Source organism: Paraburkholderia nodosa (assembly GCF_001718195.1).
Taxonomy (GTDB): domain Bacteria; phylum Pseudomonadota; class Gammaproteobacteria; order Burkholderiales; family Burkholderiaceae; genus Paraburkholderia; species Paraburkholderia nodosa_A.
On record NZ_MCNV01000002.1, the window covers coordinates 613910 to 640907 of the forward strand.

The window sequence follows — 26998 nt, forward strand, 5'->3', positions numbered from 1 at the left end:
GTTGAGTGTCCGGGTCAATGCGAATGGCGCGGGTTGCCGCGCTCGGCGATCACTTTCAGATAAAGCGTGGCGGGTTCGAGGCATCCGCCCGTGGACAATTGCCCCACCGTCTTGCGGTAAAGCTCCTGCCAGGGCGTCTGTGCCGGCGGCACCTCGAAGTGCGCCGTTTCGCGGCGGCGCGCCAGCTCGGCTTCGTCGACCAGCACGTTCACGCTGCGCGCGTTCAGATCCACACGAATGCGGTCGCCTGTTTGCAGCAGCGCGAGGCCGCCACCCACTGCCGCCTCGGGCGACATGTTGAGGATCGACGGGCTCGCCGACGTACCGCTCTGTCGGCCATCGCCCAGCGTGGGCAGCGACGTGATGCCCTGGCGCACGAGTTCCGCCGGCGGCGCCATGTTCACCACTTCGGCGCTGCCGGGATAGCCGACCGTGCCGGTGCCGCGAATCACCAGAATGCAGTGCTCGTCGATTTCGAGCGACGGGTCGTTGATGCGTGCATGGTAGTCCTCTGGACCGTCGAACACGATAGCGCGTGCCTCGAAGGTGTTTTCCGCACCCGGCTCGCTCAGATAGGTTTGCCGGAAGGCGTCGCCGACCACCGACATCTTCATGATCGCGCTGTCGAAGAAGTTGCCCGAGAGCACCATGAAGCCTGCGCCGTGCTTGAGCGGGTCATCGGTTGTCCTGATGACTTCGCGATCGGGCTCGGGCGTGCCGTCGGCGATGGCGCCGATGGTGCGGCCCGATACCGTGAGGCATTCGCGATGCACGAGACCCGCGCGATCGAGTTCGCGCAGCACGCCGGGCACGCCGCCCGCGCGGTGGAAGCTCTCGCCCAGATACTCGCCTGCCGGCATGCAGTTCACGATGAGCGGCACCTGTTCGCCGACGCGTTGCCAGTCTTCGAGGCTCAGCTCGATGCCCATGTGCCGCGCGATCGCGATGAGGTGCGGCGGGCAGTTGGTCGACGCACCCAGCGCGGAGGCCACGACGATGGCATTCTCGAACGCCTCTTTCGTCATGATGCGCGAAGGCCGCATGTCATAGCGCACGAGGTCGACAATGCGCTTGCCGGTTGCGTACGCCATCTGGCCGCGCTCGCGGTAAGCGGCCGGAATGCTGGCGCAGCCGGGCAGCGACATGCCCAGCGCTTCGGCGAGGCTGTTCATCGACAACGCCGTACCCATCGTGTTGCAGTGGCCGATGGAGGGCGACGAGGCCGTCGTGAGCTCCATGAAGCCCTCGTAGTCGATCTCGCCTGCTGCCAGCAGATTGCGCGCATGCCAGATGACCGTGCCCGACCCGACGCGCTGGCCGTTATGCCAGCCGTCGAGCATTGGGCCGCCCGACAGCACGATGGCGGGCATGTCGACCGTTGCCGCGGCCATCAGGCAAGCAGGCGTGGTCTTGTCGCAGCCCGTGGTCAGCACCACGCCATCGAGCGGGAAACCGTGAAGAATTTCGACGAGACCCAGATAGGCCAGATTGCGGTCGAGCGCTGCCGTGGGCCGGCGGCTCTGCTCGGCGAGCGGATGGACCGGAAATTCCATTGGGATGCCGCCCGCGTCGCGAATGCCCGCCTTCGTGCGGGCCGCCAGCTCGATATGGTGACGGTTGCAAGGGGCGAGATCGCTCCCCGTTTGCGCAATGCCGATGATGGGGCGGCCCGATTGCAGTTCTTCCCGGGTCAGACCGTAATTCATGAAGCGCTCGACATAGAGCGCGGTCATGTCCGCATGGGCCGGGTCGTCGAACCATTCCTGGCTGCGCAGGCGCCGTGCGTTGGGCTGGGTCATATCACTCACTTGCTTGTTCCTTGTCTCGACGATGTGGCACGCAGGTCCGCGCCATTTGTTATCGGTAACATTTCTGGATATTAGCACTTTGCACGCGCCCTGTGCACCAGGTGAGACCACGCGTTTTCCCGACTTCGGCGCTGGCGACCGACTTGCCCTAGCGCCTCGTCTCATGCTAATTTAGCGCCCGCTGTGTTACCGATAACAAAACAGTGCGCTGTTCACAGCCAGCGCAGAGATCCAGCAAGGCACACCACGAAGCTCGTGGAATCGCCTCCCCAGTACCGGGAGCGTTCAAAGGCATATGTGAAAGGAGACACATCCCATGCCAACCCTGACCCAGATTGCGGACTCGCCGGCCGCCGTCAACGAAGCCGAAGAACGGCTGTACCGCAAGGTACTGAAGCGCATCTTGCCGCTTCTGCTTCTGTGCTATGTCGTCGCCTACCTCGACCGCGTAAACGTCGGCTTTGCCAAGCTGCAGATGCTCGATTCGCTCGGTTTGAGCGACAGTATCTATGCGGTGGGCGCAAGCATTTTCTTCTGGGGATACTTCCTCTTCGAGATGCCGAGCAATCTGCTCCTGCATCGCTATGGCGCGCGTTTCTGGATCGCGCGCATCATGGTGACGTGGGGCATCGTGTCTTCGTCGCTCGCCTTTATCGCGCCGCTCGCGAGTTTCTTTCACGTGCAGACCTCGACGATGTTCTACATCCTGCGGTTTCTGCTCGGCGTCTGCGAAGCGGGGTTTTTCCCCGGCATCATTCTTTACCTGAACTACTGGTTTCCGGCGCGTCGCCAGAGCGTCGCGATGTCGGGGTTCCTGATCGCCATTCCGGTGAGCCTCACGCTCGGCGGCATTATCTCGGGCTGGCTGATGGAAAACACGCATGGCCTGTTGGGCCTGGGCGGCTGGCAGTGGATGCTGTTGCTCGAAGGCATTCCTTCGATTCTCGTCGCCTTCGTGGTGCTGCTGCGCATGGGCGACGGCATTCAGTCGGCGACATGGCTGAGCGCCGCCGAAAAAGCCGTGCTGCAAAAGAATCTCGAACAGGAAAGCGCGAAAAAAACGCATAGCGCCGTGGCAGCGCTGAAAAGCCCGCGTGTCTGGCTGCTGACGTTCATCCTGCTGACCTTCAATACCGGCTTCTATGGCCTGGCATTCTGGCTGCCTTCCATCATCAAGGCTTCGGGTGTGAAGAGCACGTTCAACATCGGCTTGCTGACCGCCATTCCCTACCTCAGCGCCGTCGTCGCCATGATCTGGAATGCGTCACACTCGCGCAAGACGGGCGAGCGCCGCCTGCATGCGGCCATTCCGGCCTGTATCGGCGGCGTCGGCCTGATTCTGAGCGCACTCTTCGCGCACAACGTGCCGCTCTCGATCGTATTCCTGACGATCGCCACCTGCGCGATCCTCGGGCTCATGCCGATTTACTGGACGTTCCCAGGGCAGATTCTCTCGGGCACGGCCGCGGCGGCCGGTATTGCGCTCATCAACTCGGTCGGCAATCTCTCCGGCTTCACGGGTTCCATGATCACCAGCGTGGCGAAGGACCTGACCGGCGACATCAACAACGGCACCTATGCGCTGGGCGCCTGTCTGCTCGTGAGTTGCGTTCTGATTCTGTCGATTCCGCAAAGCATGCTGAACCGCGACCCGGTGGAAGAGAACTGAACGTTATGCGAATCGGCTAGATCGTCCGTTGCGAGGGCCACCTTCCACCACCTTCCGGCTGGGCCCTCCTTACACGAACCCGTTTTGAAAATTGCGTCGGCCTTGCGCCGGCGCTTTTTTTTGGCCTCTGCGCTTTGGCGGGCACGGGCAATCGTCCCACCTGAACACCCCAGCGCCCGCACGAAAAGCGTGCAAAAAAAACAATTGGAATTGTCTCAAGAATTGAAGCACGCTGCCGATAAGACGTGAAGTCTGTTTTCCGCCCAGTGCACCGCTATCGGGCCATTGACACGCAACGGAGACGCTGTGATTCGAACCTGCCTTGGCGGCCTGCTGCTCGCGCTCGGTTGCATTGGCACCGCGGTTGCCGCGGGCCCCGACTGCTCGCGCTCATTTACGCTCGCCTTACACGATCACGGGCTGCTCTACTCCGTCGACACCGACACGGGAATCGACAAGGACTTCGCTGACGCCCTCGCGCGGCGCAGCGGCTGCCAGATTCGCGTGAGCCTGATGTCGCGCGCACGCATCTGGAAGCTCATCGAATCGGGCGCGCTCGATTTCAGTCTGTCGGGCATTGCCAACGAAGAGCGCAATCAATACGCGGATTTTGCCTGGTACTTCAGCAACAAGTACTATCTGCTGGTTCGCAAGGATTCAGGCATTCATCAACTGGCCGATTTCGAGCACAACGACAAGTTTCAGCTCGGCGTGATCCGCAGCTTCCGCTATAGCGAGTCGGCCAACCGGCTGGTCGATTCGCTCTCGGCCGAAAACCGTGTGAGTCAGGCCGGGGGCCTCGAGCCGCTTTACCAGGCGCTGATCCTTGGCCGCATTCAGGGAATGATCATCGAGCCGTTCGATTATCCCGCCATCGATGAAGCGAAGATTCGGAGCGTGACCAATATCGTGGAGTTCGACGATCCACCCATTCCGCATGGACTCATCATGTCGAAGAAGGCGCTTTCGCCCGAGGAGCGGGACAAGTGGCGCGCCCTCGTCAACGAAATGATCGCGGACGGCACGGTGCGGCGCATCTTCACGAAGTATTTCAAGCCTGACCTCGCCGATTCGATGGTCCCCTTCTAGACGCCGCCATGACCCGGACGCGCCTCGTTCTGCTCCCGCTACTGGTTCTCGCCGCCGCGCTCGGCGTGACCTGGACGCTCTGGAACCACGAGCGGGAAGCGGCTCGCCACGAACTGCTGACGCAGTTCGATTACTCACTCGGCGACGTCGTGAGCCGCATCGAACAGCGCATGGGCACTTACCAGCTGTTGCTGCGCGGCGTGCAGAGCCTCTTTGCCGCCACCGGCGAGGTCGATCGCGACGCGTTCCGGGCGTACGTCAATACACTCACTCTCGACGCCAACTTTTCCGGCATCCAGGCCATCGGCATCGTCGCGTGGGTGCCGCAAACGCAAAAGGCCGCACATATCACGGCCATGCAGCAGCGCGGCGTGCCGGGCTACTCGATCCAGCCCGACGGTCCGCGCGCGAACTACGCACCCATCATCCAGCGCGAGCCGTATATCGGCGCCAACCGCGCGGCGCCCGGTTTCGACGCCTGGGCCGACCCGGTGCGCCGGCGCGCCATGGAGCAGGCGCGCGACACCGGCATGGCGACCAATTCAGGAAAGGTGCGCCTCTCGGTCGACACCGATCCCGCCGCCGACCCCGGCTTCGTGATGTATATGCCCGTCTACGCACGCGGCTCGGCGCCGGAAAACGCCACGGAACGCCAGGCGCAGCTGGTGGGCTGGGTCTATGCGTCCTTTCGCATGCACGACGTCATTGCCAGCCTTTACGGCGAGGAACCGCCCGGCCTTTCGGTCTCCATCTACGACGGCGTGGAATCGTCGCCGGACGCCTTGCTCTACAGAACGTCGGGCGCCCCCGCCCCTCACCTGCCCAGCGATCTTTCGGCAACCGAATATCTGGTGGTCTGCGGACACGACTGGATGCTCAAGCTGATGGCGCGCGACGGCTTCAAGGCGCGCTTCGGCCGCGACGCGGCAACGCTCATCGCGATCACCGGAACGGGTCTGAGCCTGCTGCTCGCGCTGCTCACGCGCCTCATGATGACGGGCCGCAGCCGCGCGATACGTCTTGCCTCGTCGATGACGAAGGAACTGCGCGAAAGCGAGGAAAAATTCCGCGCCATTGCGGACTGTACGGTCAACTGGGAAATCTGGTGGTCGCCGGAAGGCAAGCCGCGCTGGATCAATTCGGCGGTGGAGCAGTACATCGGCTATACCGTCGACGAATGCATGGCCATGAGCGACTTCGCCTGCACCGTGATCTATCCGGGCGATGCCTCCTACGTCGCGCCCGAGTTCCGCGGCGCGCAACTGGGCTCGCGTGGCGACAATCTGGAGTTCCGCTGCGTGCGCAAAGACGGCTCGCTCATGTGGCTCTGCGCCTCGTGGGTGCCGATTACCGACTCGAAAGGCGACTTCATCGGTTTCCGCACGAGCGGGCGCGACATCACCGAGCGCAAGATCGCCGACCAGCGCATCAAGGAGCTGGCCTTCTACGACGCGCTCACCGGCTTGCCCAATCGCACGCTGCTGCTCGACAACCTGAAAGACGCCCTGACCGACAGCGCAAGAAACGGCACGAGCGGCGCCCTGCTGTTCATCGATCTGGATCACTTCAAGACGCTGAACGATACGCTGGGTCACGACAAGGGCGACCTGCTGCTGCAGGAAGTGGCCAAACGCCTGGCGGCGAGCATACCCGCGGGCGACACCGTGGCGCGCGTGGGCGGCGACGAGTTCGTCGTCGTGGTGGGGAACCTGAACCCCGTTCCCTGCGAAGCGGCCCGCCAGGCCGAGGCCCTGGGCGAGCGGATTCTCGCCGTGCTCGGGAATCCTTATCGACTCGACGAGATCGACTACCGCAGCACGGCGAGCATCGGCGCAACCGTATTCAAGGGCTTCCAGGCGACGACAGACGACCTCATGAAGCAGGCCGACCTCGCCATGTACAAGTCCAAGGAACGCGGACGCAACGCGGTGCGCCTCTTCGACCCCGACATGCAGACGGTCGTGGTGGAACGTGCCGCGCTCGAAGCGGCACTGCGCGAAGCCATCGAGAACGAAGAGTTCGTGCTTCACTACCAGATGCAGATCGACAGCGGCCGGGTCACCGGCGTCGAGGCGCTGGTACGCTGGCATCATCCGCTGCGCGGGCTCGTGTACCCGGCCGATTTCATTCCCGTGGCCGAGGAAACCGGGCTCATCGCCGAGCTGGGCAGCTGGGTGCTGCGCGCGGCCTGCACCCAGCTGGCGCGCTGGGCCACGCAGCCCGACACGGAGCATCTGACCATTGCGGTCAACGTCAGCGCGCAGCAGCTGCACCAGCCCGACTTCGTGCAAAGCGTGCTGGCCACGCTCGAACAGACTGGCGCAAGAGCGGACCGGCTCAAGCTCGAGTTGACCGAAAGCGTGCTGGTCGACAACGTGCAGGAGATCATCGAGAAGATGGAGGCGCTCAAGGCGAACGGCGTCGTCTTCGCGCTCGACGACTTCGGCATCGGCTATTCGTCGCTTTCGTATTTGAGGCGCCTGCCGCTCGCTCAACTGAAGATCGATCGATCCTTCGTGCGCGATGTCCTCGTCGACCCGAACGACGCCGCGATCGCCCGCACCATCGTGGCGCTCGCGCACAGCCTGGGCCTCGGCGTGATCGCCGAAGGGGTCGAGACCGAAGAGCAGCGCGCCTTCCTCGCCTCGGCCGGGTGTTACGCGTATCAGGGCTATCTGTTCTGCCGCCCGATTCCTGTCGAGGAGTTCGAAGCGGCATTGCGCGGGCTCGAGGCGTCGGAGTGCCTCACGGAGTAAGCGCGCCCCGCCGCCCGCCGCCGGTGGCATCACGCATCGCCGTGCCCGCGCGGCACGAGCAGGTCGGAGAGGCCCACGCGATGCAGCATCTCCGCCCGCACGCGGTCCAGTACGGCAAAGCCAACGTCCGCGCCATCCTGGGTCGGGTCCACGTGCACCCGGAAGGGCCGCTTCCCGAAGGGGGCATCGACCACATCGACGATCGCCTCGGCCACGAGGCCCACGTCGGCTTGCGGCGGCACGATGGCGGCAAACGCCTCCTGGATCTGTTCGCCGAACCCGGCATAGGGGCCGGCTTCATAGGCAGCGACGACGCCCTTGTCTTCCGGGCTGCCCGCATGCGAAAAGTGATTCGTGCCCGAGGTGAAGGCGCCCGGCACGATGATCGACGTTTCGATGCCCCAGCGCGCAAGCTCGCGTGCGTACTGCACCGCAATCGCATCCATGGCGGCCTTCGCCGCAAAATACGGCGCGAGATAAGGCGGCGTGCCGCCCGCGGAACTGCTGCTCGACACCCACACCACGAGGCCCTCCCGCCGCTCGCGCATGTGCGGCAGCACCGCGCGGTTCACCCGCTGCGTGCCCAGCACGTTGATGTCGTACAGGTGTGCATACTGCTCCGGGCTGAACGCTTCGGCCGGCCCGAAGGCCATGTGGCCCGCGTTGTGGACGATCACATCGATACGCCCGCTTGTGGCAATTACGCGGGCGATGCCCGCGTCCACGGACGCCTGTGACTGCACGTCGAGTTCGACGGTGCGCAGATCCACGCCCTTGTGCAGCGAAAATTCCGCCATCTGCGCGACGACCGGGGCGTTGCGCCCGGCGCTCGCGCGCATGGACGCGTAGACGGTATGACCGGCGCTCGCGAGTGCTTCGGCAGCGAGGCGGCCAAAACCGCTCGATGCGCCGGTAACGACAATGACCTTCTTCATGATGGGCTCCTTGTTCGTCATGAAACGCTTGATCAGGACATCAAACAATGCCGCCGTTCACACGGATCGTTTGACCGTCGATCCAGCCTGCGCCGTTGCCGACAAGGAACGAGACCACCTCGGCGATGTCGTCCGCCTGGCCGAGCCGTTCGAGCGGCGGCATCTTTGCGAGGCGTTCGATCTGCTCGGGCGTCTTGTCCTTGAGGAACAGTTCGGTTGCGGTAGGCCCGGGGGCGACCGCATTCACCGTGATATTGCGGCCGCGCAGTTCCTTGGCGAAGATGTTGGTCATCGCTTCCACGGCGGCCTTGGTGGCGGCGTACACCGAGTAGCCCGGCAGCGCGAGCGCCTGGATGCTGCTCGAAAAGTTGACGATGCGGCCGCCCTGGCGCAGCTTCTTCGCGGCAATGCGCAGCGTATTGAAGGTGCCCTTGAGGTTGATCGCGACGAGCCGGTCGAACAGGGCGTCATCGGTATCGGCCAGATTGACGAGGCCCGGCTGCATGATGCCCGCGTTGTTCACCACGATATCCACGCCGCCGAAGAGCGTAATGGCCTGGTCGAACATTGCGGCCACCTGGGCGGGCACGGCCACGTCTGCCTGAATCGCCGCGGCGCGACTGCCCGCGGCCTTGATGTCCTCCACGACCGCATTGGCGTCTGCGGCGCGGCCGGCGTAGTTGACGACGACTGCGATGCCTTCGCCCGCGAGGCGTCTGGCGATCGATGCGCCGATCCCGCGGGAAGCGCCGGTGACGATCGCGACTTTGCTGGTGTTGGCTTGCGTGCTCATGGTGACTCTCCGTTCCGGTTGGGTGGGTGATGCAACGTGATGCGATGGGTGCATCTTCCCGCCAGCCAACGCTCCACGGTAGCCGCATAGCCAGAATATCGGTTATGCTCCCGGCGTATGACCATATTCAACGACCTGGGCCTGCTGCAGGCCTTCGTTGCCATCGTGGAGAGCGGCAGCATCTCCGCGGCGGCCCGCAAGCTGAATCTGAGCCAGCCCACGCTGAGCCGCCAGTTGCGTTCGCTCGAAGATCAATGCGGCGCGGCGCTGCTGCGGCGCGACACGCACCGCATGAGCCTCACCGAAACCGGCCACCAATTCCTTGCCGACGCCCAGGCGCTGCTCGCGCTAGCCGAGGAGTCCGCGCAGCGCATGCGGCGCGACCAGAGCGCGCTGAGCGGCAATATCCGCGTGTTCTCCACCATCGACTTTGGCCAGTCCGTGGTGAGCCGGATGATCAGCAGCTTTATCCAGGCGCACCCGGCAGTGAGAATGGAGCTGGCCTATTCGAACCGCCCGCTGCACATGATCGAAGAGGGCTGCGACGCGGGTATCGTCGCTGGCGTGCTCACTGACGATCGCGTCGTGGCGCGCTCGCTGGGCGAGATCCGCCGCTATCCGGTTGCCTCGCCCGCCTTCCTCAAGGATCACAAGTTCGCCAGCAAACCGGAAAGTCTCCAGGCCTTACCGTGGATCGCACTTTCGAGCCGGCAATTCGGCGGTTCGAGAGATGTCACGCTGTATTCGGGCGCGGCAACGTATACGTTGCAGATCGCGCCCGTGATGATCTCGGAGGGGGTGACGAGCATGCGCGAGGCCGCGCGCATGGGGCTGGGCCTGGCCGTGTTGCCGGAATGGCTGATCGAGGAGGATCTGATATCGGGCCGCCTCGTGCGCGTCTTGCCGAAATGGCAGGCGAAACCACTCGCCGCGCAAATCGTCTATCCCGTTCAAAGGCGGCTGCCGCTGCGCGTGCAGGCATTCACAGAATTCGCGACGGAATATATGACGACAGTGTTGAAGCCGCGATAACGCCGGACTTCGCTCATGCGAACGCTTCGGGCTAAGTGGCCCAACTAGCCGGTGCCCCCACCAGGCACGATGCCATGCTCGACCGCGACCTCGGTCTACGCTGCAGCGTTCGTCGCGCTTGGCGGCGTTGCACTCGTCCTCGTCCTGGATCGTCATGAGCCGGCGCTCGCGTTAAATCACTATTTTCGATTAGGTTACCAAATCATTTTTGGTGGAGAGCAACATGCGCAAGATTCCCGCATTCGGCCTCGGCACGTTCCGCCTGCAAGGCCAGGCTGTGATCGACTCCCTGCGTAACGGCCTCGAAGTCGGCTACCGCGCCATCGATACCGCGCAGATCTACCGCAACGAGGCCGAAGTCGGCGAAGCGATCGCCGCTTCCGGCATCGCGCGCGACAATCTCTTTCTCACGACCAAGATCTGGGTCGACAACTACGCGCGTGAAAAGCTGGTGCCGAGCCTGAAGGAGAGCCTGAAGAAGCTGCGCACTGACGCAGTCGATCTCACGCTGATTTATTGACCCGCGCCCAACAACGGCGTACCGCTCGAAGAATTCATGCGCGCACTGGCCGAGGCGAAATTGAAAGGGCTGACCGGACAGATCGGCATTTCCAATTTCAATATCGAGCTGACGAAGCAGGCTGTCGCAGTGGTCGGCAAGGAAAACATCGCGACCAACCAGATCGAGTTGAGCCCTTATCTGCAGAATCGCAAGCTCGTTGAGTTCCTGAAGCAGGAAGGCATTCACGTGACGTCGTACATGACGCTCGCCTACGGCAAGGTGCTCGGCGATCCGGTCGTCGGCGCGATTGCCGAACGGCGCCACGCCACGCCCGCGCAGGTGGCGCTCGCCTGGACACTGCGCCTGAACTACTCCGTCATTCCCTCTTCGACGAAGCGCGAGAACCTGACCAGCAACCTGCTCGCGCAAACGCTGGAACTCACGATGACGACATGGTGCAGATCGCCGCGCTCGAACGCAACGGTCGTGAAGTGAGCCCTACGGGCCTCGCCCCGCAGTGGGACTAAAACGCCGCGCCGCGTTACATCGACGATTCGAGCATGGCGCGGTAATCGTCTTCGGAGGCCTCGCGCGGATTGGTCTTGTGGCTGTGATCCTTGAGCGCGCCCTTGATGATCTCGGGGAACAGCCCGGCGTTCACACCGAGTTGCGCGAGGCCCGTCGGCAAACCCAGGCGCTCGGTCATCGTACGCACGGCAGGCGCCACTTCGGCGCCGCTGCCTAGCCCCATTGCCGTCGCGAGGCGGTCGAGCTTGCCTTCCTCGCGCACCGAAGGCGCTGCCTCGTTGAACCGCAGCACAGCCGGCAGGAAAATCGCGTTCAGCGTGCCATGATGCAAACGCGGGTTGATGCCGCCGAGCGAATGGCTCAGGCTGTGCACGCAACCCAGACCCTTCTGGAACGCAAGCGCGCCCTGCATCGACGCGCTCATCAAGTTCAGCCGCGCCACGCGGTCGCCGCCATCGCGCGTCGCGCGCTCGATATGACGCCACGCGCGCCACAAGCCGTCCAGCGCAATGCCGTCCGCGGGCGGATTGAAGGCGGGCGCGAGAAAAGTCTCCATGCAATGCGCGATCGCATCCATGCCCGTCGCCGCCGTCAAACCGGGCGGCAAGCCCAGCGTGAGTTCCGGATCGCAAATCGCGACGCGCGGCACCACGTACGGGGATATCACACCGACCTTGCGACCGTCGTCGAGAATCAGAATGGCGCCGCGCCCCACTTCGCTGCCGGTGCCCGCGGTCGTCGGCACGGCGATCACCGGGGCCGTCTTCGCCGTGATGTTCACCGCGCCGCCTTCGATCACCGCGAAGCGCTGCAGCGGTCCTTCGTGCGTCGCGCAAACGGCGACGCCTTTGGCGAGGTCAATGGCGGAGCCACCGCCAACGGCGACGATGCCGTTGCACTCCCCTGCAAGATAGGCCGCCACGGCCTCACGCACGGCCGCTTCGCTCGGATTGGGAGGGGTACCGTCGTAGATCGTTGCGGGCGCAACGCCTGCCAGAGCGCCCAGCACGCTATCGACGATCCCCGCCGCGCGTACGCCCTTGTCCGTGACGATCAATGGCCGGCTGATGCCCACACGTTCGCATTCGTTCTGGAGCAAATGAATGGCGCCAAAATCGAACTGGATCTGCGTGACGTAGTTGATGAGGGACATAGGATTGAGCTTCAGTTATAGTGAATTCGGCCGTTGCGGCGGCAAACGCTGGCAACGCCAATGCAACTACCGCATTTCGGCCGCGTAGTGCTATTATTTTTGGCCAGTATAGGGAGACGCCTTTTACGCGGTAATTGAGAAGATTTGATACAGCTATAACTTTTCCTCAACCCCATGACCCCGTCGCTCAACTCGATCATCTCCCGCCTCCATGTGAAGCAACTTCGGCTGTTGATCGCCCTGGGCGATCACGGCTCGCTGCTGAAGGCCGCCCAACAGGTCTCACTCACGCAGCCCGGCGCCAGCAAGGCATTGCAGGAGATCGAAACGACCTTTGGCACCGCGCTCTTCAATCGCACCAATCGAGGTCTCGAGCCCACCGAGGCCGGTCACTGCGCGATCCGCTACGCGCGCTTGATCCACACCGATCTCACGCATTTGCGCGAGGAGCTTGTCGGACTCTCGCGCGGGCGTGGCGGACGCGTAGCGGTGGGGGTCATCATGGGCGCGGTGCCGCTGCTGACCGACGCGATTTCCACGCTGATCGCGGCGCATCCGGAAATGTCGGTTGAAATCGTCGAAGACACGAGTGCTGCGCTGCTGAGCCAGATCGATGCGGGCCGGCTCGATCTCGCGATCTGCCGCACCACGGTCAGCCAGACGCCGCATCTCTACGAGAGCCTCAAGCTGCAGGACGAAACGCTCGCCGTGATCGCCAACGTGCGGCATCCGCTGCACCGCGCGAAGAAGCTCACCCTCAAGGACACGGAGAAGTATCGCTGGGTGGTCTACCGCGCCAACATGCCCATGCGGCTGTTGCTCGAACGCGAGTTTCGCGAGGCCGAACTGCGCTTTCCCACGCATCTGCTCGAAACGACCTCCGCGTTCGCCACGCTGGCGCTGCTGCAAGGCAATCCCTCGTTCGTCGCGCTGGTGTCGATCGACGTTGCGCAGTTCTTCGCGAGCCAGGAGATGGCCTGCATCCTGCCGCTGCGCCTCGCTTCCCGTAGCGAACCGTATGAGCTGGTCACGCGCCAGGGTGCGCCGCTCGCCCCCGCGGCGCGGCTGCTCATCGAAACGCTGTGCGACAAGCAGGGCATTGAATTCTGAAGCGCGCGAAAGCCGGCGCGGGGAAACCCTGGCATTGACCTGAATCAAATCCCTCCCGCACAATGAACCATATCGTGGACTTATCGTCCATATTATGGACATAATGAGAGCAATTGATGACGGACAAGCCCTATTCCCCCATGACGCCGTATCAGCTTCCGTTCCCCAAGGAAGCGCAGCAGGAAATCGTCATTCCCCACGCTATCCCCACCGACGAGCGCGTGTGGGTACCCCAGGCCGAGAACGTATGGTTCCGTCCGCTGTGCCTGAACACGGCACAGGGCTACTGGATGAATTTGCTGCGCGTGCGTAAATCAGGTGTCCTGAGCAGGCATCGGCATCCGCAGGCCGTTCACGGCATGGTGCTCAAGGGCCGCTGGCGCTATCTGGAGCACGACTGGGAAGCGACCGAAGGCAGCTACGTGTTCGAGCCGCCCGGCGAAACGCATACGCTCTACGTACCGGAAGACGTCGAGGAAATGATCACCTACTTCCAGGTCAACGGCGTCATGTTCTATTGCGATCCGTGGGGCAACTACACGGGCTATGAGGACGTGTTCACGAAGATCGACATGTGCCGCAAGCATTACGCGGCGGTGGGTCTTGGCGAGGATTACGTGGATCAGTTCATCCGATGACCCGCGCCCAGTACGATTTCGCGGGGCGCGTGGCCGTCGTGACCGGCGCGGCGGGCGGCATCGGCCGCGCGATCTGCAATGCGTTCGCGCGCGGCGGGGCGCGCACGGTCAACTGGGACCGCGTGCCCGGCCCGCTGGATACGCAGGACGCGCCCCGTCACATCGAAGCCGACGTCACGCGCCCCGAGACGATCGAAGCGGCGCTGGCAGCGACGCTCGCCGAATTCGGGCGCATCGACTACCTCGTGAACAATGCGGGTTTCGCCGGTTCGACCGTGCCGCTCGACGCCTACGATCCCGCCGAATGGCAACGCATCGTCGACGTCAATCTGGTGGGCACCTATCACGTTTGCCGCTTCGTCGTGCCCGCCATGCGCCGCGCCGGTTCGGGGCGCATCGTCAATGTGGCATCGCTCGCGGGCAAGGAGGGCACGCCGAACGCGTCCGCCTACAGCGCGGCGAAGGCCGGTGTAATCGCGCTCACCAAATCGCTCGGCAAGGAACTCGCGCGAACGGGCATTCTCGTCAACGGCATTGCGCCCGCTGCCGTAGAAACACCGCTGCTCGCGCAGATGGCGCCCGCCCACGTGCAGACGATGATCGACAAGAGTCCGCTCGGGCGGCTCGGCACCGTGGATGAAGTCGCCGATCTCGCGCTATGGCTTTGTTCGGATTCCTGTACGTTCAGCACCGGCGCGATATTCGATCTTTCCGGCGGCCGCGCCACGTACTGATACACGCCCAAAGACACCCACACGATAACAGCCAAAAGGAGACGACCCATGATCAAAAAATCGCAACGGCTCAAACGCACCCAGACGATCGCCATCGCCTTTCTGACGATAGCGGGCATCGTGAACTACCTGGACCGCAGCACGCTTTCCATCGCCAACCATTCGGTGGCGGAGGAACTGCATCTGAACGCTTCGCAAATGGGCTTGCTGCTTTCGGCGTTCTCGCTCGCCTATGCGTTCGCGCAATTGCCGGTGGGCGCGATGCTCGACCGTTTCGGCTCGCGCGTGATGCTCGGGCTCGGCATGCTGGTGTGGTCGCTCGCGCAGGTCACGGGGGGCTTCATTCAAACGCTCAATCATTTTCTGGCGGCGCGCGTGGTGCTGGGCATCGCCGAAGCGCCGCTCTTTCCGGCGGGCGCCAAGGTCATTCACGAATGGTTCGCCGTGCGCGAACGCGGCGCGCCAACCGGCACGTTCGTCTCCTCCTCGACCATCGCGCCGATGATCGCGCCGCCACTGCTCACCGCGCTGATGCTCTCGTTCGGCTGGCGTCCGATGTTCATCATCATGGGTGTGCTGGGTGTGCTCGTCTCGGTCGGCTGGTATGTGGTCTATCGCAACCGCGATCAGGTCGTGCTCACGTCCGAAGAAACGGCATGGCTCGAAGACGGCGCGACCGAAGCACCGAAGAAGAGCGCACTGAGCTTCGCCGAATGGGGCATGCTGCTCAAGCAGCGCAACACGTGGGGCATGATCTTCGGCTTCATGGGCGTGATCTACATGGTGTGGCTCTATCTCACCTGGCTGCCCGGCTATCTGGAGAAGGAGCGCCATATCTCCATCGCGCATACGGGCTGGCTCGTCGCCATTCCCTATGTGTTCGGCACGATCGGCATGGCCAGCAGCGGCTTTATTTCCGATTACCTGCTCAAGCGCGGCATGGCGCCGATCCGCAGCCGCAAGTGGCCGCTGTGCGTCGGGCTGATCGGCGCGGCGGCCTTCACCGTGCCGGCCGCCTACACGCCGAGCACCGCGCTCGCCATTACCTATGTTTCCGTCGCGATGTTCTTCGTGAACATGTCGAGCGGCGCGGCCTGGGCGCTCGTGAGCGTGGCGGCTCCCCGCCATCTCGTGGCGTCGCTCGGCAGCATGCAGAATTTCGGCGGCTATTTCGGCGGCTCGTTTGCGCCGGTCATCACCGGCATCGTGGTCGACCAGACGCATTCGTTCGTGAACGCCCTGCTCATCAGCGCAGCGGTGGCGTTCGCCGCCGCGTTCGTCTATCTCTTCGTCGTCAGGGAAGTCGTGCCTGAAAACGAGCGCCGGGCGGCAGCGACCCAACCCACCTGATTCATCTATTCATTCGCACTACGCATCATGACATTCAAGGACAATTTTCTCGCGGGCAAGGTCGCGCTCGTGACGGGCGGCCACTCCGGCATCGGCGCGGCCATTGCCAACCGGCTCGCACAACTCGGCGCACACACCACGGCCGCCGGCCTGCCGCCTCCCGCCGGCACGCCGGACGTACTCGATGCCGGCGTGCAACGCGCCTCGCTCGACGTGCGTTCGAGCGAAGACGTGACGCGACTGGTTAATGGCTGCGAGCGGCTCGATATCGTCGTGAACTGCGCGGGTGTGATCAGCCGCGGCGAAGAGCACCAGATCGAGGCGTTCGAGCGCGTGCTCGATATCAATCTCAACGGCACCATGCGTGTGTGTTCGAGCGCGCGCGAGCTGCTCAGGGCTTCTTCCGGCTGCATCGTGAACACGGCTTCGATGCTGAGCTTTTTCGGCGGCGGTCTCGTGCCGGCCTATAGCGCCAGCAAGGGCGGCGTGGCGCAGCTCACGCGCTCGCTCGCCATTGCCTATGCGCCCGACAATATCCGTGTCAATGCACTCGCGCCCGGCTGGATCGCGACGCCCCTCACCCAGGCGCTGCAGGACGACGGCGGCCGCTCGCAGGGCATCCTCGAGCGTACGCCGATGAAGCGTTGGGGGCAGCCCGAAGAAGTCGCGAACGTGGCCGCGTTTCTCTGCTCGCCCGCCGCTTCGTTCATGACGGGCGCGATCGTGCCCGTGGACGGCGGCTATCTGTGCGCCTGATCCGCAGGAATTGCGGGCATAATGGCGCCACACATGGCGCCCGCTAGCTTTCCGATGTCGACCACTGATTCCCCCACCTCCTCCCAATCCGGCGACGCCAAGGGCGTTGCCGGCACGGCCGCCTTTTCGAAGTTCATCGCCGTGCTGCAGCTCATCGCTGATGCCAGCACGCCGCCGAACATCGCGAAGCTCGTGGCCGCGAGCGGCTATCCGCGCCCGACCGTGCATCGCATCGTCGCCGCGCTGCAAGCCGAAGGGCTCGTCGCGGCGGTGGGCGGCGGCAATACGTTCGCGCTCGGGCCGCGTCTCGTGAATCTCGCGAGCCGCAGCTGGGAGCGATCCGACCTGCGCATCGCCGCCGTCGACGCGCTCATGGAACTGCGCAACACCACCTCGGAAACAGTGCACCTCGCCGTGCCCAGCGACGGCGCGATGGTGTACATCGAAAAGCTCGAAAGTCCGCACGCCGTGCGCATGGCTTCGCGTATCGGCACGCGCGTGGCGCTCACGTCGAGTTCGGTCGGCAAGGCCTGGCTCGCCACGCTCACGCCGCCCGAGCGCGAGCCAATGCTCGCACAGGCGCCGCGCGTGCGTTTCACCGAGCATACGATGACCGACCTCGACGCGATCCGCGACGAGATCGAACTCACGGCGCAACGCGGCTACGCGGAAGACCGCGAAGAAAACGAACAGTCGATCTGGTGTTACGGCGCGGCGATTCTCGGCGCCGATGGTCACGCAGTGGGCTGCGTGAGCGTCAGCATGCCGATGTTCCGCCGCCAGGCGGATGCGCAGCAGAGCTACATCGAACCCCTGCTCGCCGCGTGCCGCACCATTGCCGCACGGCTCGGGCCGGTTTGCTTGCGATAACTCAAAACGGCACGACTTCAGCAGGACCGGCCTACTTCGCCTCTTCCACGCGCCGTTCATCGGTGTTGCTGGGATATTTCGCCTGCCCGAAGCGGATGATCAGCACGCCCAGCGCGATCAGCACGATCGCGCCCGCAGACGCCAGCAAATGCAGCTCGGTGTTCGCGCCCGCGCGCAGGATGAGGTCCCGCGCGATCGACACCATGGCGATATACAGCGGGAAGCGAACGGGCAGCTGTCCAGCCTTGAGATACTGCCCGACCATGGCGAAGATCTCGAGGTAGAGAAACATCAGCAGCAGGTCGGTCAGCGTCACGCCGTCCGAATGCACCATATGCCAGATCAGGGCGCCCATGGCGGCCACGGTGCCAATGCCGATGATCAACAGACCGAACAGTTCGGCCAGCTCCATAGCGCGCTCGAGGCGCTCCTTGATCGCTCGTTGCAGAGCGTTCTCGTACTTCATCTTCGTGGTTTCCCCATGACACAGTAGGGGGATAGTAGCGCGACAAGATGAAAGTTCGAAAACGCGAAAAAAAATCCGCGTGGGCGCGGGCGCGAAGCGAAATCAGGGCGAAGGCGCGGCGGTCACGCGCTCCACGTCGTTCAGGAGCGCCGCCTCGCCAGTCGTGCTGAGCACGGCGATGCCGGCAACGCCGTCACTCGCGTATTTGTCGGTCAGGAGTTACAACGCCTCGACATCCACTCGCCATCGCGCAACGGCGTCACGATGGGCAACCGGATTCCCTCGAACATATCAGGCCCCCTTGTTGCCGGTACGCAGACGCAACGCGCCGATCGTGGCTTCCGGCACGCTGCCTATCAGCGTATGCATCGTGAAGTCGATGTCTTCGGGCGCGATATCGAGTAGCACACGCATGGCGCCGCGCGCGAAGGCAGTTTGCGCGACGTAGACGCCGAGCGGGGAATGCAGCAGCGCCGCGAGATGCGCCCGCGCGGCTTCTTCGGTATTCGCGGTCAGCATGACTTCGAGCCAGGCACGCGGGGCCCGCAACGGAACGACCTTTGCACGCGAGCGCGGAGCCGGCGCCACGATCTCGTAACGGGGGATGGGATTTGCGCAAGCCATGAGATTTGAATTGCTATTCGCAGGTTGTGAACACAACTTCAGCGTATTCCCGAACGCGTAAAAGCGGTGTTAAAAATAGCGGTGCGTCGTGTCTAAATCTCACATGCCTTGTGCGAGCTGCGGATTCAACTCGAGATGCAGCACGACGAGCCAGCGTCGCGGGCACGCGTTGGCAATTTCGAGTGGCGCTTCGTGCGCACTTCCACCGCTTCGTACAGGCCCGATGAAGCCCTGCTTCTTCGCACAAGAAAAAATGCCGTAAAAAAGCGCGGCATTTACCTCCCATTCTGACTTCGGCGTTCGCATTCTTCGCATTTTCGAATTACCCCGATTTCGCGCTGGGGTCTGCGCGAACGCGCGCGAACCCGCATGTTCGAAAACGTCCGTGGGACACATTACGCTGCCGCGCCGCGCAATGCGGACTACTATATCGTCAGTGTATTGGGCAACCGGGCAAAGGAGGCTCGATGGCCGACTGGTCGAACATGATGCGCGATTTCGTCGACGAAATCGCTGCGAGCGTGGCCATGATCGGCCGCGATGAGCGGGGCCAGTTCGTGGTTTCGGCCTGCAACGATCATTTCATGCGCATGACGGGCGGCAGGCGCAGCGCGATCAAGTCGTTCCCGGCACCGTTCGATTCGCTCATTCCCAACTACGCCCGAACCGAATTCCGCAAAAAGCTGACCCAGTGCTTCGAATCCGGCGTCGCCCGGGAACTCGAGCAAGCCTATGACCTGAGGGACGGAACGCACTGGTGGCGCCTGTCGTTGAAGCCGATACGCCACGCCGAAAGCGGAGTCTCCGTACTCGAAATCATGGTCACAGGCCTTGAAATCACCACGAAGATGTTGCTGACGCACGAACTGGAAGTCAGCACGTCGCGCTTTCGTTCGGTCGTCGATGCAGCCTACGACGCCATCATCACGATCGACCAGCAGCATTGCATCACGCTATTCAATCGTGCCGCGGAAAACCTGTTCGGGTACTCTGCCGAAGAAATGCTCGGCCAACCGATCACGGACCTTCTGCCCGAGCGCTACCGCGCCAATCATTCGCAATACGTCCACCTGTTTGCGCGCTCGCCCGTGCGCTCGCGGCAGATGGACGAGCGCAACCGCGTGTATGGGCTGCATCGGGATGGGTCGCTGTTGCCCGTCGAAATTGCGATTTCGAAAATCAACGTGGGCGGGCTGATCGAATTCACCGCCGTGATTCGCGATATCGCCGACCGCGTTCGCTTGATGGATCTGCTTCAGAAGCAGGCCGTCACCGACGAGCTGACCGGCCTGCCGAACCGCCGAGAATTTGCCGATACCGTTGAACAGCTTCTCGAAGCCGACAAAACGCTTTCCGTCTTTATTCTCGATATCGATTACTTCAAGAAGATCAACGACAGCTACGGGCACGACATCGGCGACGAAGTGCTGCGAGTGCTGGCCAAAGTCGTGATGAACAGCGACAGGCGCATTGGCGTCTTTGCGCGCTGGGGCGGCGAAGAGTTCGTCGCCGCGCTGCCTGAGTTCAATATCGAGCAGGCAACGGCCGTGGCCGAGGAATTGCGCCAGACCATCGAGCAGCAGGACTTCGAGCATCAATGGCGGCTGGGCAAGCCCGTTCCGTTTACGGTGAGCATCGGCGTAACGGAGCGCCTGCCGGGCGAGGATGACTTCGGTGCGATCGTCAAACGCGCGGACGTGGCGCTCTATCGAGCCAAAGACAGCGGCCGCAACCGCGTGGAAGTCGGCTAGCGCGCGCCACAATCGCATCGCTTTCTTTCGCCAGGGAGGCCGTCATGGACAGAATTGCGCTGGCCTGCGTGGCCGTGCTGGGTCTTTTGCTGTTTGGCCTCGGCCTGTCCATTTCCATGCTTCGCTTTCGCGAAGGCACGCTCTCGGGATGCGCGCCGGACCCGGCCAGCCTGCTGCACAAGTTCGTGCGCGCGCATGCGAACACGGCCGAATATGTGCCCTTCCTGGCCGCGCTGTTTCTCTATCTGGGCACACACTCGCCCTCGCCGGCAACGCTCGCGCTGATCGTGGCCGCGACCGTCTGCCGGTGCCTGCTCGTCGTCGGGCTGGTCGCGTTTCCCTCGATGGCAAAACCCAATCCCGCCCGATTTATCGGCGCGCTCGGCACTTACGCGGCGGGTATCGCGCTGAGTCTCGCGTTGCTACGTTGACTCGAGAATGGGCTTTCGCTGTGCGCGCAACGTTGTCGCCGGTGTTCGCTACGGCGCACGCGAATCGCCGCGCAGCGATGCCAGCAACTGCACGAGCGCCTCGATGTCTTTATCCCGCGTGCGCCACGACGACACGCTGATCCGCAACGCAGGCCGCCCTTGCCAGATCGTGCCGCCGAACCACGTTTCGCCCGAAGCCTGCACGGCGCTGCGCAGCGCCAGCGTCTGGGCATCCGTTGCGCCGCGGAACAGCACCTGGTTCAGCACGACCCGGTTGAGCACCTCGTAGCCCAGGCGTTCGAGTTCGGCGCCGATGCGCTGCGCCTGCGCGTGATGGCGCTCGACCATGGCCGCGACACCTTCGCGACCGAGCGTGCGTAGCGCCGCCCATACGGGAATGCCGCGCGCGCGGCGCGAGAACTCCAGTGTGAGGTTCTTCTGCGCGTCGGCGCTCGCAGACAAATAGGCCGCGTCGCTGTTCATCGCCTCGGCGAGCGCCGTTGCATCGCGGCAAATGACCATGGCGCAGTCGTACGGCGTGTTCAGCCACTTGTGCGCATCGGTCGTCCAGCTATCGGCCCCTTCGATACCCTCGGTCAGCGCCGCCAGTGACGAGGTCCGCGCCCACAGGCCGAACGCGCCATCGACATGCACCCACGCGCCGGCCTCCCGCGCACGCGCGATGATCGGCGCAAACGGGTCGAATTCGCCGGTATTCACCTCGCCGGCCTGCAGGCACAGGATCGTGCGGTCGTCGAGCGGCGGGAGTCGCGCCGCATCCACGCCGCCGTGAGCATCGACGGCCGCGTAGACGATGCGATCCAGCCCGAAGCCCAGGATGCGCAACGCCTTCTTTACCGTAATGTGAGCGAGTTCCGAGACCACGACCTTGATTTCGGGCGCGCCCATCAGCCCCTGGCGGTCGAAGTCCCAGCCTTGCCGTGCGAGCAGCGCGCGCCGGGCGGTAGCGAGCGCACCGAGCGTGCACGCTGTCGCGCTGGTGCCGAAGCCCACGGCGCTTTCGCGTGGCAGGTCGAGCGCTTCGAGCACCCAGCGCCCCGCGATGCGTTCCACCGTGGCTGCGACCGGCGAGTTGTCGAACGTGGAGGCGCACTGATCCCACGCCAGCATGAGCCGCTCGACCGCGGCCGCTGCAGGCAGCGCCGCGCCGATCACGAAGCCGAAATAGCGCGGGCCGTTCGAAGCCGTCGTCGCCGGCGAGCCTACGCGGTCGAGCAGCGACAGCGTGTCTTCGGCGGGTAATCCGCTCGCGGGCAGCGGCTCGTCGAACGCACTGAGCGCCGCGATGGCTGCGTTCGAGGGGAAAACACGCCGTGTGGCGTTGCCTTCGAGATAGCGCAGGCCGCGTGCGTCGGCATCCGCCAGCAGTTTCAGTTCATCCATCCATGTCTCCCGGTTCGAGTTTCCATTCAGGCTTCAATTCGACGTACAGGCGCACGGGGACGCGCGCGGCATGCTGCGCACCGTGACGGCCCAGAACACGAGCGCCAGCAAACTCACGGCCGCGCCCAGCGTACACACACCATGCCAGCCCGCCGCGGCATACGTCGCCGTCGTGCCGATCGCGCCCAGCCCGCTGCCAACCGCATAGAACAGCATGTATAGACTCACGAGCCGGCTATGCAGTTGCGCGCTGCTGCGAAAAATCAGGCTTTGATTGGTCACGTGCAGCGCCTGGCCGCCGAGATCGAGCAGCACGATGCCGACCAGCAGCATCCATAGCGAGTGTCCCAGCATCGAGAGCGGCCACCACGCCAGCAACAGCAGCGCCAGCGCGGCCGCACTGGTGCGCTGGCCCCAACCCCGGTCGGCCCAGTGGCCCGCGCGCGCAGCGGCCAGCGCGCCCGCCGCCCCGGCTATGCCGAAGGCCCCGATCGCCGTATGAGAAAAATTGTAGGGCGGCGCACTCAACGGCAGCACCAACGCGCTCCAGAAGATATTGAGGGTCGCGAACATCAGCAGCGCGAGCACGCCGCGCGTCTGCAGCACGCGATCCGAGCGCAGCAACGCGAACATCGAGATGATCAGTTGTACATAGCTCATCGTGCCTGGCTCACCGCGTGCCAGTTTCGGAAGCCGGCGCCACAGCGGCACGGCCAGGGCGAGCATGACGGCGGCGGAACAGCCATACACGCCGCGCCAACCGGCAAGATCGCTCACGCCGCCGGAGAACACGCGAGCCAGCAGCAGGCCGATGAACACGCCACTGCCCGCTGCGCCCACCACGCGCCCGCGCTCGTCGGGCGCGGCGGCGGCCGCCGCATAGGCGATCAAACCCTGCGTCATGGCCGTGCCGAGCATACCCACACCGAGCATGCCGGCCAGCAGCACCGTTACGGATCGCGCGAGACCGACCACGCCCAACGCGCCCGCCAGTGCCAGCAATTGCACGATCATCAGGCGGCTACGCTCTACCCTGTCGCCCAACGGCACGAGTAGCAGCAGCGCCAGCGCGCAACCGGCCTGCGTCGCCGTGACCACGCCGCCAACCGCGGCGCGCGTGATGCCGAAATCGCGCGCCAGGGCGTCCAGCAAGGGCTGCGCATAGTAGACATTGGCGACGCTCAAACCGCTGGCTACGGCGAACAGCAGTACGAGGCCGCGCGAAAACGGCGCGCGCGGCTGCACGGGAGCGCCGCGGGCCGGCGTTGCAAGCGCAACGGAATCCGCCTCCATGATCTTCAATCCAGTTTCAAAACAAAACTGATTGAATGGTATGTCGACTGGTTTTAAAATGCAACTACGTGAGGCGTACGCATTACGTCAATACGTTCCAGCAAGAGAGAGAATCGCCATGGCAAGCCGCAAATCCATGCAGAAGGAAACCTGCCCCGTCGCGCGCTCGGTCGACGTGATCGGCGACCGGTGGTCGCTGATGATCCTGCGCGATGTCTTCGACGGCATTCACCGCTTCGGTGACATTCAGCGCAATCTGGGCGTGGCGCGCAATATTCTGTCCGGCCGTTTGAGCCATCTGGTCGAGGCCGGCATTCTCGAAACCCGGCCTGCCTCCGACGGCACGACCTATCAGGAGTACGTGCTAACGAAGAAAGGGGAAAGTCTCTTCCCCGTGATCGTCGCGCTTCAGCAGTGGGGCGAGCGCCATTTGTTCGAGCGCGGCGAACGGCATTCGTGGTTGATCGACAAAGCAACGGGCAAGCCGTTGCTGTCGATGTTTCCGCAGACCTGCGAAGGGCACGCGCTCGCCCCTCACGACACCGTGGTCAAGAAGCCCGCATAACGCCCGCCCGGCTTACATGGCCGGGTCGATGGGCGAAGGCGGCGCGCCGCGTTCCTCGATGGCCTGGCCAGCCAGCAGACACAGGTCTTCGCGGAAGTGCCCGGCGACGATCTGCACGCCAACCGGCACGTCCTTCACCATCCCCGTCGAAACGACGAGCCCCGGCAAGCCCATCGCGGGCAATGCGCGCATGGTCAGCTGGGCGTCCCACACCCGCTGGAATCCCGCCGCGCCCTGCATGTCAAGGTTATCGGGGAACGGCAGTTCGCCCGAAACCGGCAGCAGCAGCACGGGATATTCCACAAGGAACAAGCGCCATGCGCGCGTGAGCGTCGTGCGGCGCACCAGCGACGGGACCACCACGTTCTCGGGCATCGCCGCGACCTTGGCGCGCACGCCGTCCACCACCGCCTGCGCGCCCGGGTCGCCGTCACGCGCCACGGCGTCGGCGAGCGCCGGGAAGCCGTCGCCGAGCCACAGGCGTTCCTGCACTTCGCCGGCGTCACGCAGGAGCGGCACGTCGTCGATCTGCTCGACCGTCCAGCCCGCGTCGGCGAGTCGGCGGCCGGCGTCGAGCAAAGCATCCTCCACCTCCTTCGTGATGCTCATGCCGCCCGGGCGCAGGCAGAGTGCCGCGCGCCGCGGCACGTCGGGCCCGATGAGCGGCGCCGGCGTCCACCACGGGTCGCGCAGGTCGGGCGCGGCAAGCGCCGCGAGCGCCACGCGCAGGTCCTCGACCGTACGCGCCATCGGGCCCGCGCCCGACATCATCTGCGCGCCGATCGGCCGCTCGGGCGACGACGCGTTGAACGCCGGCACCCGCCCGATGCTGGGCCGCAGGCCATGCACGCCGCACGCATAGGCCGGGTAGCGCACCGAGCCGCCAATGTCGGTGCCGAGCGCGATATGCCCGATGCCGGCCGTGACCGCCGCCGCCGCACCGCCGCTCGAGCCGCCCGGCGTGAGCGATGCGTTGCGCGGGTTCTTCGTATGCCCGTGGACCTGGTTGCTCGTGAACCAGCGCAGCGCGAAGGTCGGCGAATTGGTGCGGCCGAGCAGCACCGCGCCCGCGCGCACGAGGTTTTCGACGGCCGGGCTGTTGACCTGCGCGATCAGATCCTTTTGCAGGCGCGTGCCGTTGGTCGTCGCGAAGCCCGCCTGGTCGATGTTGATCTTCGTAGTGACGGGCACCCCCGCGAGCGGCCCCGGGTCTTCGCCGCGCGCTATCGCCGCGTCGATTCTGTCGGCCTGGTCGACGACCCATTCGGGACGGTAGTCGATCACCGCGTTGATGAGCGGATTGACGGCTTCGAGACGATCGAGCGCGGCCTTCGCGGCCTCGCGTGCCGAGACCTCGCGCGCGCGAACCCGCTTGGCGAGTTCAGTTGCGGATAAACGCCATAGTTCAGTCACGATCCCTCCGGTTCGTTAGGAAATTAAGAGTGGCCAGGCCTGTTCAGGCGCTGGCCGATAACGTCTCGACACGCTGCCGGTCGCGCAGAACCGCCAGCGCGAGCGCCGCGAGTCCGCATGCCGCGATGAGCGCGAGCAGCGCCGCGCGGCCGCCGTGCACCAGCACCCAGCCGCCGACGGTCGGAAACCCGAACGCACCGACGAAGTACGCCGCGACGAACCACGTGAGCGCGGCGCGGCGGTGCGTGGCGACGGAGTCGTTGACGGCCTGAAGCTGGACGATCGGGTAAGCGAGCCCGTACCCGGTGCCCAGCAGCACCGCGGCCGCCGATTGAAACAGCACGTGAAACGGCACGACGAACATCGCCGCGCTGCCCATCACCATCATGACGAGCAGCACTTTCGTCGCGGTTTCGGAGCGCATCTTGATGACCACGCGCGAGAGCAGCCAGCGCGTGGCGATGACCGTCACCGTGTAGACGCTGAAGAAGGTCGTCGCCTTCGCCTCGGTGCCTTGCACGAGCGACATCTGGAACGTCATGAGGCCCGAGAACACGCAGCCGCCCAGCGCGATGATGACGATGGGATACACCGCGCGCGTGCGGGCGATCACGCCCATCTTCAGGAGCCACGGGTCCGGCGAGGCCGGTTCTTGCGTCGCGGTACTGGAGCGCACGTGCGGCGCGAGCCGGCCGAACAGCTCGAGCAGGACGGCCGCCAGCACGCACAGGCCGCCGATCGTGTAGAGCACGCCGCCAAGCGGCATGCGCCAGAAGCGGATCGCAAAGCCCGCCAGCGCCGGACTGGCGCCGATGCCCGTCATCTGCATGGTGGCGAAGCGCAGGAACCACAGGCCGCGCTCGGCGTCGTTCGTGCGCTCGGCGAGCGCCATGGGCGCGGCGAGGCAGAACGCGCCCCAGCCGAACCCCACGAGGAAGCCGGGCACGACGTCGAAGCTGCTCACCTGCTCGACGAGCGCGAAACTCACCACGCCCGCGCCCACGCAGAGCGCCGCGAGCGCGGCCATGCGCGCCGCGCCCACATGCTGGGCGACCCAGCCCGTGAGCGAGACGCCCACGAAGGTGCCGAGCGCCGCGCCCGCGAGCGCCACGCCGGTGTTGATGTCGTTCCCGCCGATGGCGCGCACGTGCATGGAGAACAGGAACGTCGCGCCATAGCCTGCCGATGCGAGCAGGACGCCGACGAGCATGATGAGGGCACTGAATGGGCGCACGGCGGGCCTTCCGGACGATGACGGAAGTGTGCAGATTATCAGTCCCTGTGCCCAGCGTTGCATTCAGGTGCTCCTCGGGTGCGATGTCGGCGGC

At 64.5% G+C, this 26998-nt stretch carries 23 protein-coding genes and 1 pseudogene; 14 read left to right on the forward strand and 10 right to left on the reverse strand.

Going from position 1 to position 26998, the window contains the following annotated elements; genetic code table 11:
- Positions 1–14 precede the first annotated feature (14 nt).
- On the reverse strand, positions 15–1799 hold the full coding sequence (locus BFD71_RS06025) for an IlvD/Edd family dehydratase (protein ID WP_069262345.1): 1785 nt from the start codon (positions 1797–1799) through the stop codon (positions 15–17).
- Positions 1800–2124: 325 nt separating this feature from the next.
- Between BFD71_RS06025 and BFD71_RS06030 the strand changes: the two genes are divergently transcribed.
- The 3 genes from BFD71_RS06030 to BFD71_RS06040 all read left to right on the forward strand — a co-directional run bounded on the left by BFD71_RS06030 (position 2125) and on the right by BFD71_RS06040 (position 7322).
- The gene (locus BFD71_RS06030) at positions 2125–3477 is read left to right on the forward strand and encodes an MFS transporter (RefSeq protein ID WP_069262346.1); all 1353 of its coding nucleotides are present in this window, start codon (positions 2125–2127) and stop codon (positions 3475–3477) included.
- 306 nt (positions 3478–3783) lie between these two features.
- Complete coding sequence (locus BFD71_RS06035) at positions 3784–4566, forward strand: substrate-binding periplasmic protein (RefSeq protein WP_069262347.1); 783 nt, start codon at positions 3784–3786, stop codon at positions 4564–4566.
- An 8-nt stretch (positions 4567–4574) separates the two neighbouring features.
- Positions 4575–7322, forward strand: coding sequence for a bifunctional diguanylate cyclase/phosphodiesterase (locus tag BFD71_RS06040; RefSeq protein ID WP_069262348.1), 2748 nt, complete (start codon positions 4575–4577; stop codon positions 7320–7322).
- 29 nt (positions 7323–7351) lie between these two features.
- Here the strand turns inward: BFD71_RS06040 and BFD71_RS06045 are convergent, their stop codons facing one another.
- Together BFD71_RS06045 and BFD71_RS06050 are read right to left on the reverse strand one after the other, a co-directional pair.
- Positions 7352–8257 (reverse strand): SDR family oxidoreductase, encoded by a 906-nt coding sequence (locus BFD71_RS06045; RefSeq protein WP_069262445.1) that lies wholly within the window; start codon positions 8255–8257, stop codon positions 7352–7354.
- 40 nt (positions 8258–8297) lie between these two features.
- A complete protein-coding gene (locus BFD71_RS06050; RefSeq protein ID WP_083245080.1) occupies positions 8298–9050 on the reverse strand; it encodes an SDR family oxidoreductase in 753 nt (250 codons plus the stop codon).
- Between the two features lie 117 nt (positions 9051–9167).
- Here BFD71_RS06050 and BFD71_RS06055 point away from each other — a divergent pair, with 117 nt between their 5' ends.
- Both BFD71_RS06055 and dkgB read left to right on the forward strand, forming a co-directional pair.
- Positions 9168–10082, forward strand: coding sequence for a LysR family transcriptional regulator (locus BFD71_RS06055; protein ID WP_069262350.1), 915 nt, complete (start codon positions 9168–9170; stop codon positions 10080–10082).
- 223 nt (positions 10083–10305) lie between these two features.
- Positions 10306–11111, forward strand: a pseudogene (dkgB, locus tag BFD71_RS06060) (2,5-didehydrogluconate reductase DkgB).
- Positions 11112–11125: 14 nt separating this feature from the next.
- Here dkgB and BFD71_RS06065 read toward each other — a convergent pair.
- On the reverse strand, positions 11126–12265 hold the full coding sequence (locus BFD71_RS06065; protein ID WP_069262351.1) for an iron-containing alcohol dehydrogenase: 1140 nt from the start codon (positions 12263–12265) through the stop codon (positions 11126–11128).
- 174 nt (positions 12266–12439) lie between these two features.
- Here BFD71_RS06065 and BFD71_RS06070 point away from each other — a divergent pair, with 174 nt between their 5' ends.
- From BFD71_RS06070 to BFD71_RS06095, 6 genes are all read left to right on the forward strand, one after another.
- On the forward strand, positions 12440–13375 hold the full coding sequence (locus tag BFD71_RS06070; protein WP_069262352.1) for a LysR family transcriptional regulator: 936 nt from the start codon (positions 12440–12442) through the stop codon (positions 13373–13375).
- 116 nt (positions 13376–13491) lie between these two features.
- Positions 13492–14013 (forward strand): 2,4'-dihydroxyacetophenone dioxygenase family protein, encoded by a 522-nt coding sequence (locus BFD71_RS06075; RefSeq protein ID WP_069262353.1) that lies wholly within the window; start codon positions 13492–13494, stop codon positions 14011–14013.
- On the forward strand, positions 14010–14747 hold the full coding sequence (locus tag BFD71_RS06080) for an SDR family NAD(P)-dependent oxidoreductase (protein ID WP_069262354.1): 738 nt from the start codon (positions 14010–14012) through the stop codon (positions 14745–14747). Before BFD71_RS06075 ends, BFD71_RS06080 begins: the two co-directional genes overlap by 4 nt.
- A 48-nt stretch (positions 14748–14795) precedes the next feature.
- On the forward strand, positions 14796–16097 hold the full coding sequence (locus BFD71_RS06085; RefSeq protein ID WP_069262355.1) for an MFS transporter: 1302 nt from the start codon (positions 14796–14798) through the stop codon (positions 16095–16097).
- Positions 16098–16124: 27 nt separating this feature from the next.
- Entirely contained in the window at positions 16125–16853 is a 729-nt protein-coding gene (locus BFD71_RS06090; protein ID WP_069262356.1) for an SDR family NAD(P)-dependent oxidoreductase, read from the forward strand.
- A gap of 54 nt (positions 16854–16907) precedes the next feature.
- The gene (locus BFD71_RS06095) at positions 16908–17723 is read left to right on the forward strand and encodes an IclR family transcriptional regulator (protein WP_069262446.1); all 816 of its coding nucleotides are present in this window, start codon (positions 16908–16910) and stop codon (positions 17721–17723) included.
- A 31-nt stretch (positions 17724–17754) separates the two neighbouring features.
- Here BFD71_RS06095 and BFD71_RS06100 read toward each other — a convergent pair whose 3' ends face one another.
- Positions 17755–18189, reverse strand: coding sequence for a phosphate-starvation-inducible protein PsiE (locus tag BFD71_RS06100; RefSeq protein WP_069262357.1), 435 nt, complete (start codon positions 18187–18189; stop codon positions 17755–17757).
- Positions 18190–18480: 291 nt separating this feature from the next.
- Complete coding sequence (locus BFD71_RS06105) at positions 18481–18708, reverse strand: hypothetical protein (RefSeq protein WP_256094505.1); 228 nt, start codon at positions 18706–18708, stop codon at positions 18481–18483.
- 572 nt (positions 18709–19280) lie between these two features.
- Here BFD71_RS06105 and BFD71_RS06115 point away from each other — a divergent pair.
- Both BFD71_RS06115 and BFD71_RS06120 read left to right on the forward strand, forming a co-directional pair.
- The gene (locus BFD71_RS06115; protein ID WP_069262360.1) at positions 19281–20564 is read left to right on the forward strand and encodes a sensor domain-containing diguanylate cyclase; all 1284 of its coding nucleotides are present in this window, start codon (positions 19281–19283) and stop codon (positions 20562–20564) included.
- A gap of 44 nt (positions 20565–20608) precedes the next feature.
- Positions 20609–20995 carry an MAPEG family protein gene (locus BFD71_RS06120; RefSeq protein WP_069262361.1) on the forward strand — a complete coding sequence of 129 codons (387 nt, stop codon included), beginning with the start codon at positions 20609–20611 and terminating at the stop codon, positions 20993–20995.
- A gap of 48 nt (positions 20996–21043) precedes the next feature.
- Here the strand turns inward: BFD71_RS06120 and BFD71_RS06125 are convergent, their stop codons facing one another.
- Both BFD71_RS06125 and BFD71_RS06130 read right to left on the reverse strand, forming a co-directional pair.
- On the reverse strand, positions 21044–22399 hold the full coding sequence (locus BFD71_RS06125; RefSeq protein WP_069262362.1) for a pyridoxal phosphate-dependent decarboxylase family protein: 1356 nt from the start codon (positions 22397–22399) through the stop codon (positions 21044–21046).
- A 33-nt stretch (positions 22400–22432) separates the two neighbouring features.
- Positions 22433–23692, reverse strand: coding sequence for an MFS transporter (locus BFD71_RS06130; RefSeq protein WP_069262363.1), 1260 nt, complete (start codon positions 23690–23692; stop codon positions 22433–22435).
- A gap of 118 nt (positions 23693–23810) precedes the next feature.
- Between BFD71_RS06130 and BFD71_RS06135 the strand changes: the two genes are divergently transcribed.
- Positions 23811–24257: a winged helix-turn-helix transcriptional regulator gene (locus BFD71_RS06135; RefSeq protein WP_069262364.1), complete on the forward strand. Its 447-nt coding sequence runs from the start codon at positions 23811–23813 to the stop codon at positions 24255–24257.
- A gap of 12 nt (positions 24258–24269) precedes the next feature.
- Here the strand turns inward: BFD71_RS06135 and BFD71_RS06140 are convergent, their stop codons facing one another.
- Positions 24270–25670, reverse strand: coding sequence for an amidase family protein (locus BFD71_RS06140; protein WP_069262365.1), 1401 nt, complete (start codon positions 25668–25670; stop codon positions 24270–24272).
- A gap of 43 nt (positions 25671–25713) precedes the next feature.
- Positions 25714–26904, reverse strand: coding sequence for an MFS transporter (locus tag BFD71_RS06145; RefSeq protein ID WP_069262366.1), 1191 nt, complete (start codon positions 26902–26904; stop codon positions 25714–25716).
- Positions 26905–26998 lie beyond the last annotated feature (94 nt).

What these genes read in the sequence shown, in the direction of transcription:
- BFD71_RS06025 (WP_069262345.1), bottom strand. Translation starts at nt 1,799, where the DNA reads ATGACCCAGCCCAACGCACGGCGCCTGCGCAGCCAGGAATGGTTCGAC.
- BFD71_RS06030 (WP_069262346.1), top strand. Translation starts at nt 2,125, where the DNA reads ATGCCAACCCTGACCCAGATTGCGGACTCGCCGGCCGCCGTCAACGAA.
- BFD71_RS06040 (WP_069262348.1), top strand. Translation starts at nt 4,575, where the DNA reads ATGACCCGGACGCGCCTCGTTCTGCTCCCGCTACTGGTTCTCGCCGCC.
- BFD71_RS06045 (WP_069262445.1), bottom strand. Translation starts at nt 8,257, where the DNA reads ATGAAGAAGGTCATTGTCGTTACCGGCGCATCGAGCGGTTTTGGCCGC.
- BFD71_RS06050 (WP_083245080.1), bottom strand. Translation starts at nt 9,050, where the DNA reads ATGAGCACGCAAGCCAACACCAGCAAAGTCGCGATCGTCACCGGCGCT.
- BFD71_RS06055 (WP_069262350.1), top strand. Translation starts at nt 9,168, where the DNA reads ATGACCATATTCAACGACCTGGGCCTGCTGCAGGCCTTCGTTGCCATC.
- BFD71_RS06065 (WP_069262351.1), bottom strand. Translation starts at nt 12,265, where the DNA reads ATGTCCCTCATCAACTACGTCACGCAGATCCAGTTCGATTTTGGCGCC.
- BFD71_RS06070 (WP_069262352.1), top strand. Translation starts at nt 12,440, where the DNA reads ATGACCCCGTCGCTCAACTCGATCATCTCCCGCCTCCATGTGAAGCAA.
- BFD71_RS06075 (WP_069262353.1), top strand. Translation starts at nt 13,492, where the DNA reads ATGACGGACAAGCCCTATTCCCCCATGACGCCGTATCAGCTTCCGTTC.
- BFD71_RS06080 (WP_069262354.1), top strand. Translation starts at nt 14,010, where the DNA reads ATGACCCGCGCCCAGTACGATTTCGCGGGGCGCGTGGCCGTCGTGACC.
- BFD71_RS06085 (WP_069262355.1), top strand. Translation starts at nt 14,796, where the DNA reads ATGATCAAAAAATCGCAACGGCTCAAACGCACCCAGACGATCGCCATC.
- BFD71_RS06090 (WP_069262356.1), top strand. Translation starts at nt 16,125, where the DNA reads ATGACATTCAAGGACAATTTTCTCGCGGGCAAGGTCGCGCTCGTGACG.
- BFD71_RS06095 (WP_069262446.1), top strand. Translation starts at nt 16,908, where the DNA reads ATGTCGACCACTGATTCCCCCACCTCCTCCCAATCCGGCGACGCCAAG.
- BFD71_RS06100 (WP_069262357.1), bottom strand. Translation starts at nt 18,189, where the DNA reads ATGAAGTACGAGAACGCTCTGCAACGAGCGATCAAGGAGCGCCTCGAG.
- BFD71_RS06105 (WP_256094505.1), bottom strand. Translation starts at nt 18,708, where the DNA reads ATGCTGACCGCGAATACCGAAGAAGCCGCGCGGGCGCATCTCGCGGCG.
- BFD71_RS06115 (WP_069262360.1), top strand. Translation starts at nt 19,281, where the DNA reads ATGGCCGACTGGTCGAACATGATGCGCGATTTCGTCGACGAAATCGCT.
- BFD71_RS06120 (WP_069262361.1), top strand. Translation starts at nt 20,609, where the DNA reads ATGGACAGAATTGCGCTGGCCTGCGTGGCCGTGCTGGGTCTTTTGCTG.
- BFD71_RS06125 (WP_069262362.1), bottom strand. Translation starts at nt 22,399, where the DNA reads ATGGATGAACTGAAACTGCTGGCGGATGCCGACGCACGCGGCCTGCGC.
- BFD71_RS06130 (WP_069262363.1), bottom strand. Translation starts at nt 23,692, where the DNA reads ATGGAGGCGGATTCCGTTGCGCTTGCAACGCCGGCCCGCGGCGCTCCC.
- BFD71_RS06135 (WP_069262364.1), top strand. Translation starts at nt 23,811, where the DNA reads ATGGCAAGCCGCAAATCCATGCAGAAGGAAACCTGCCCCGTCGCGCGC.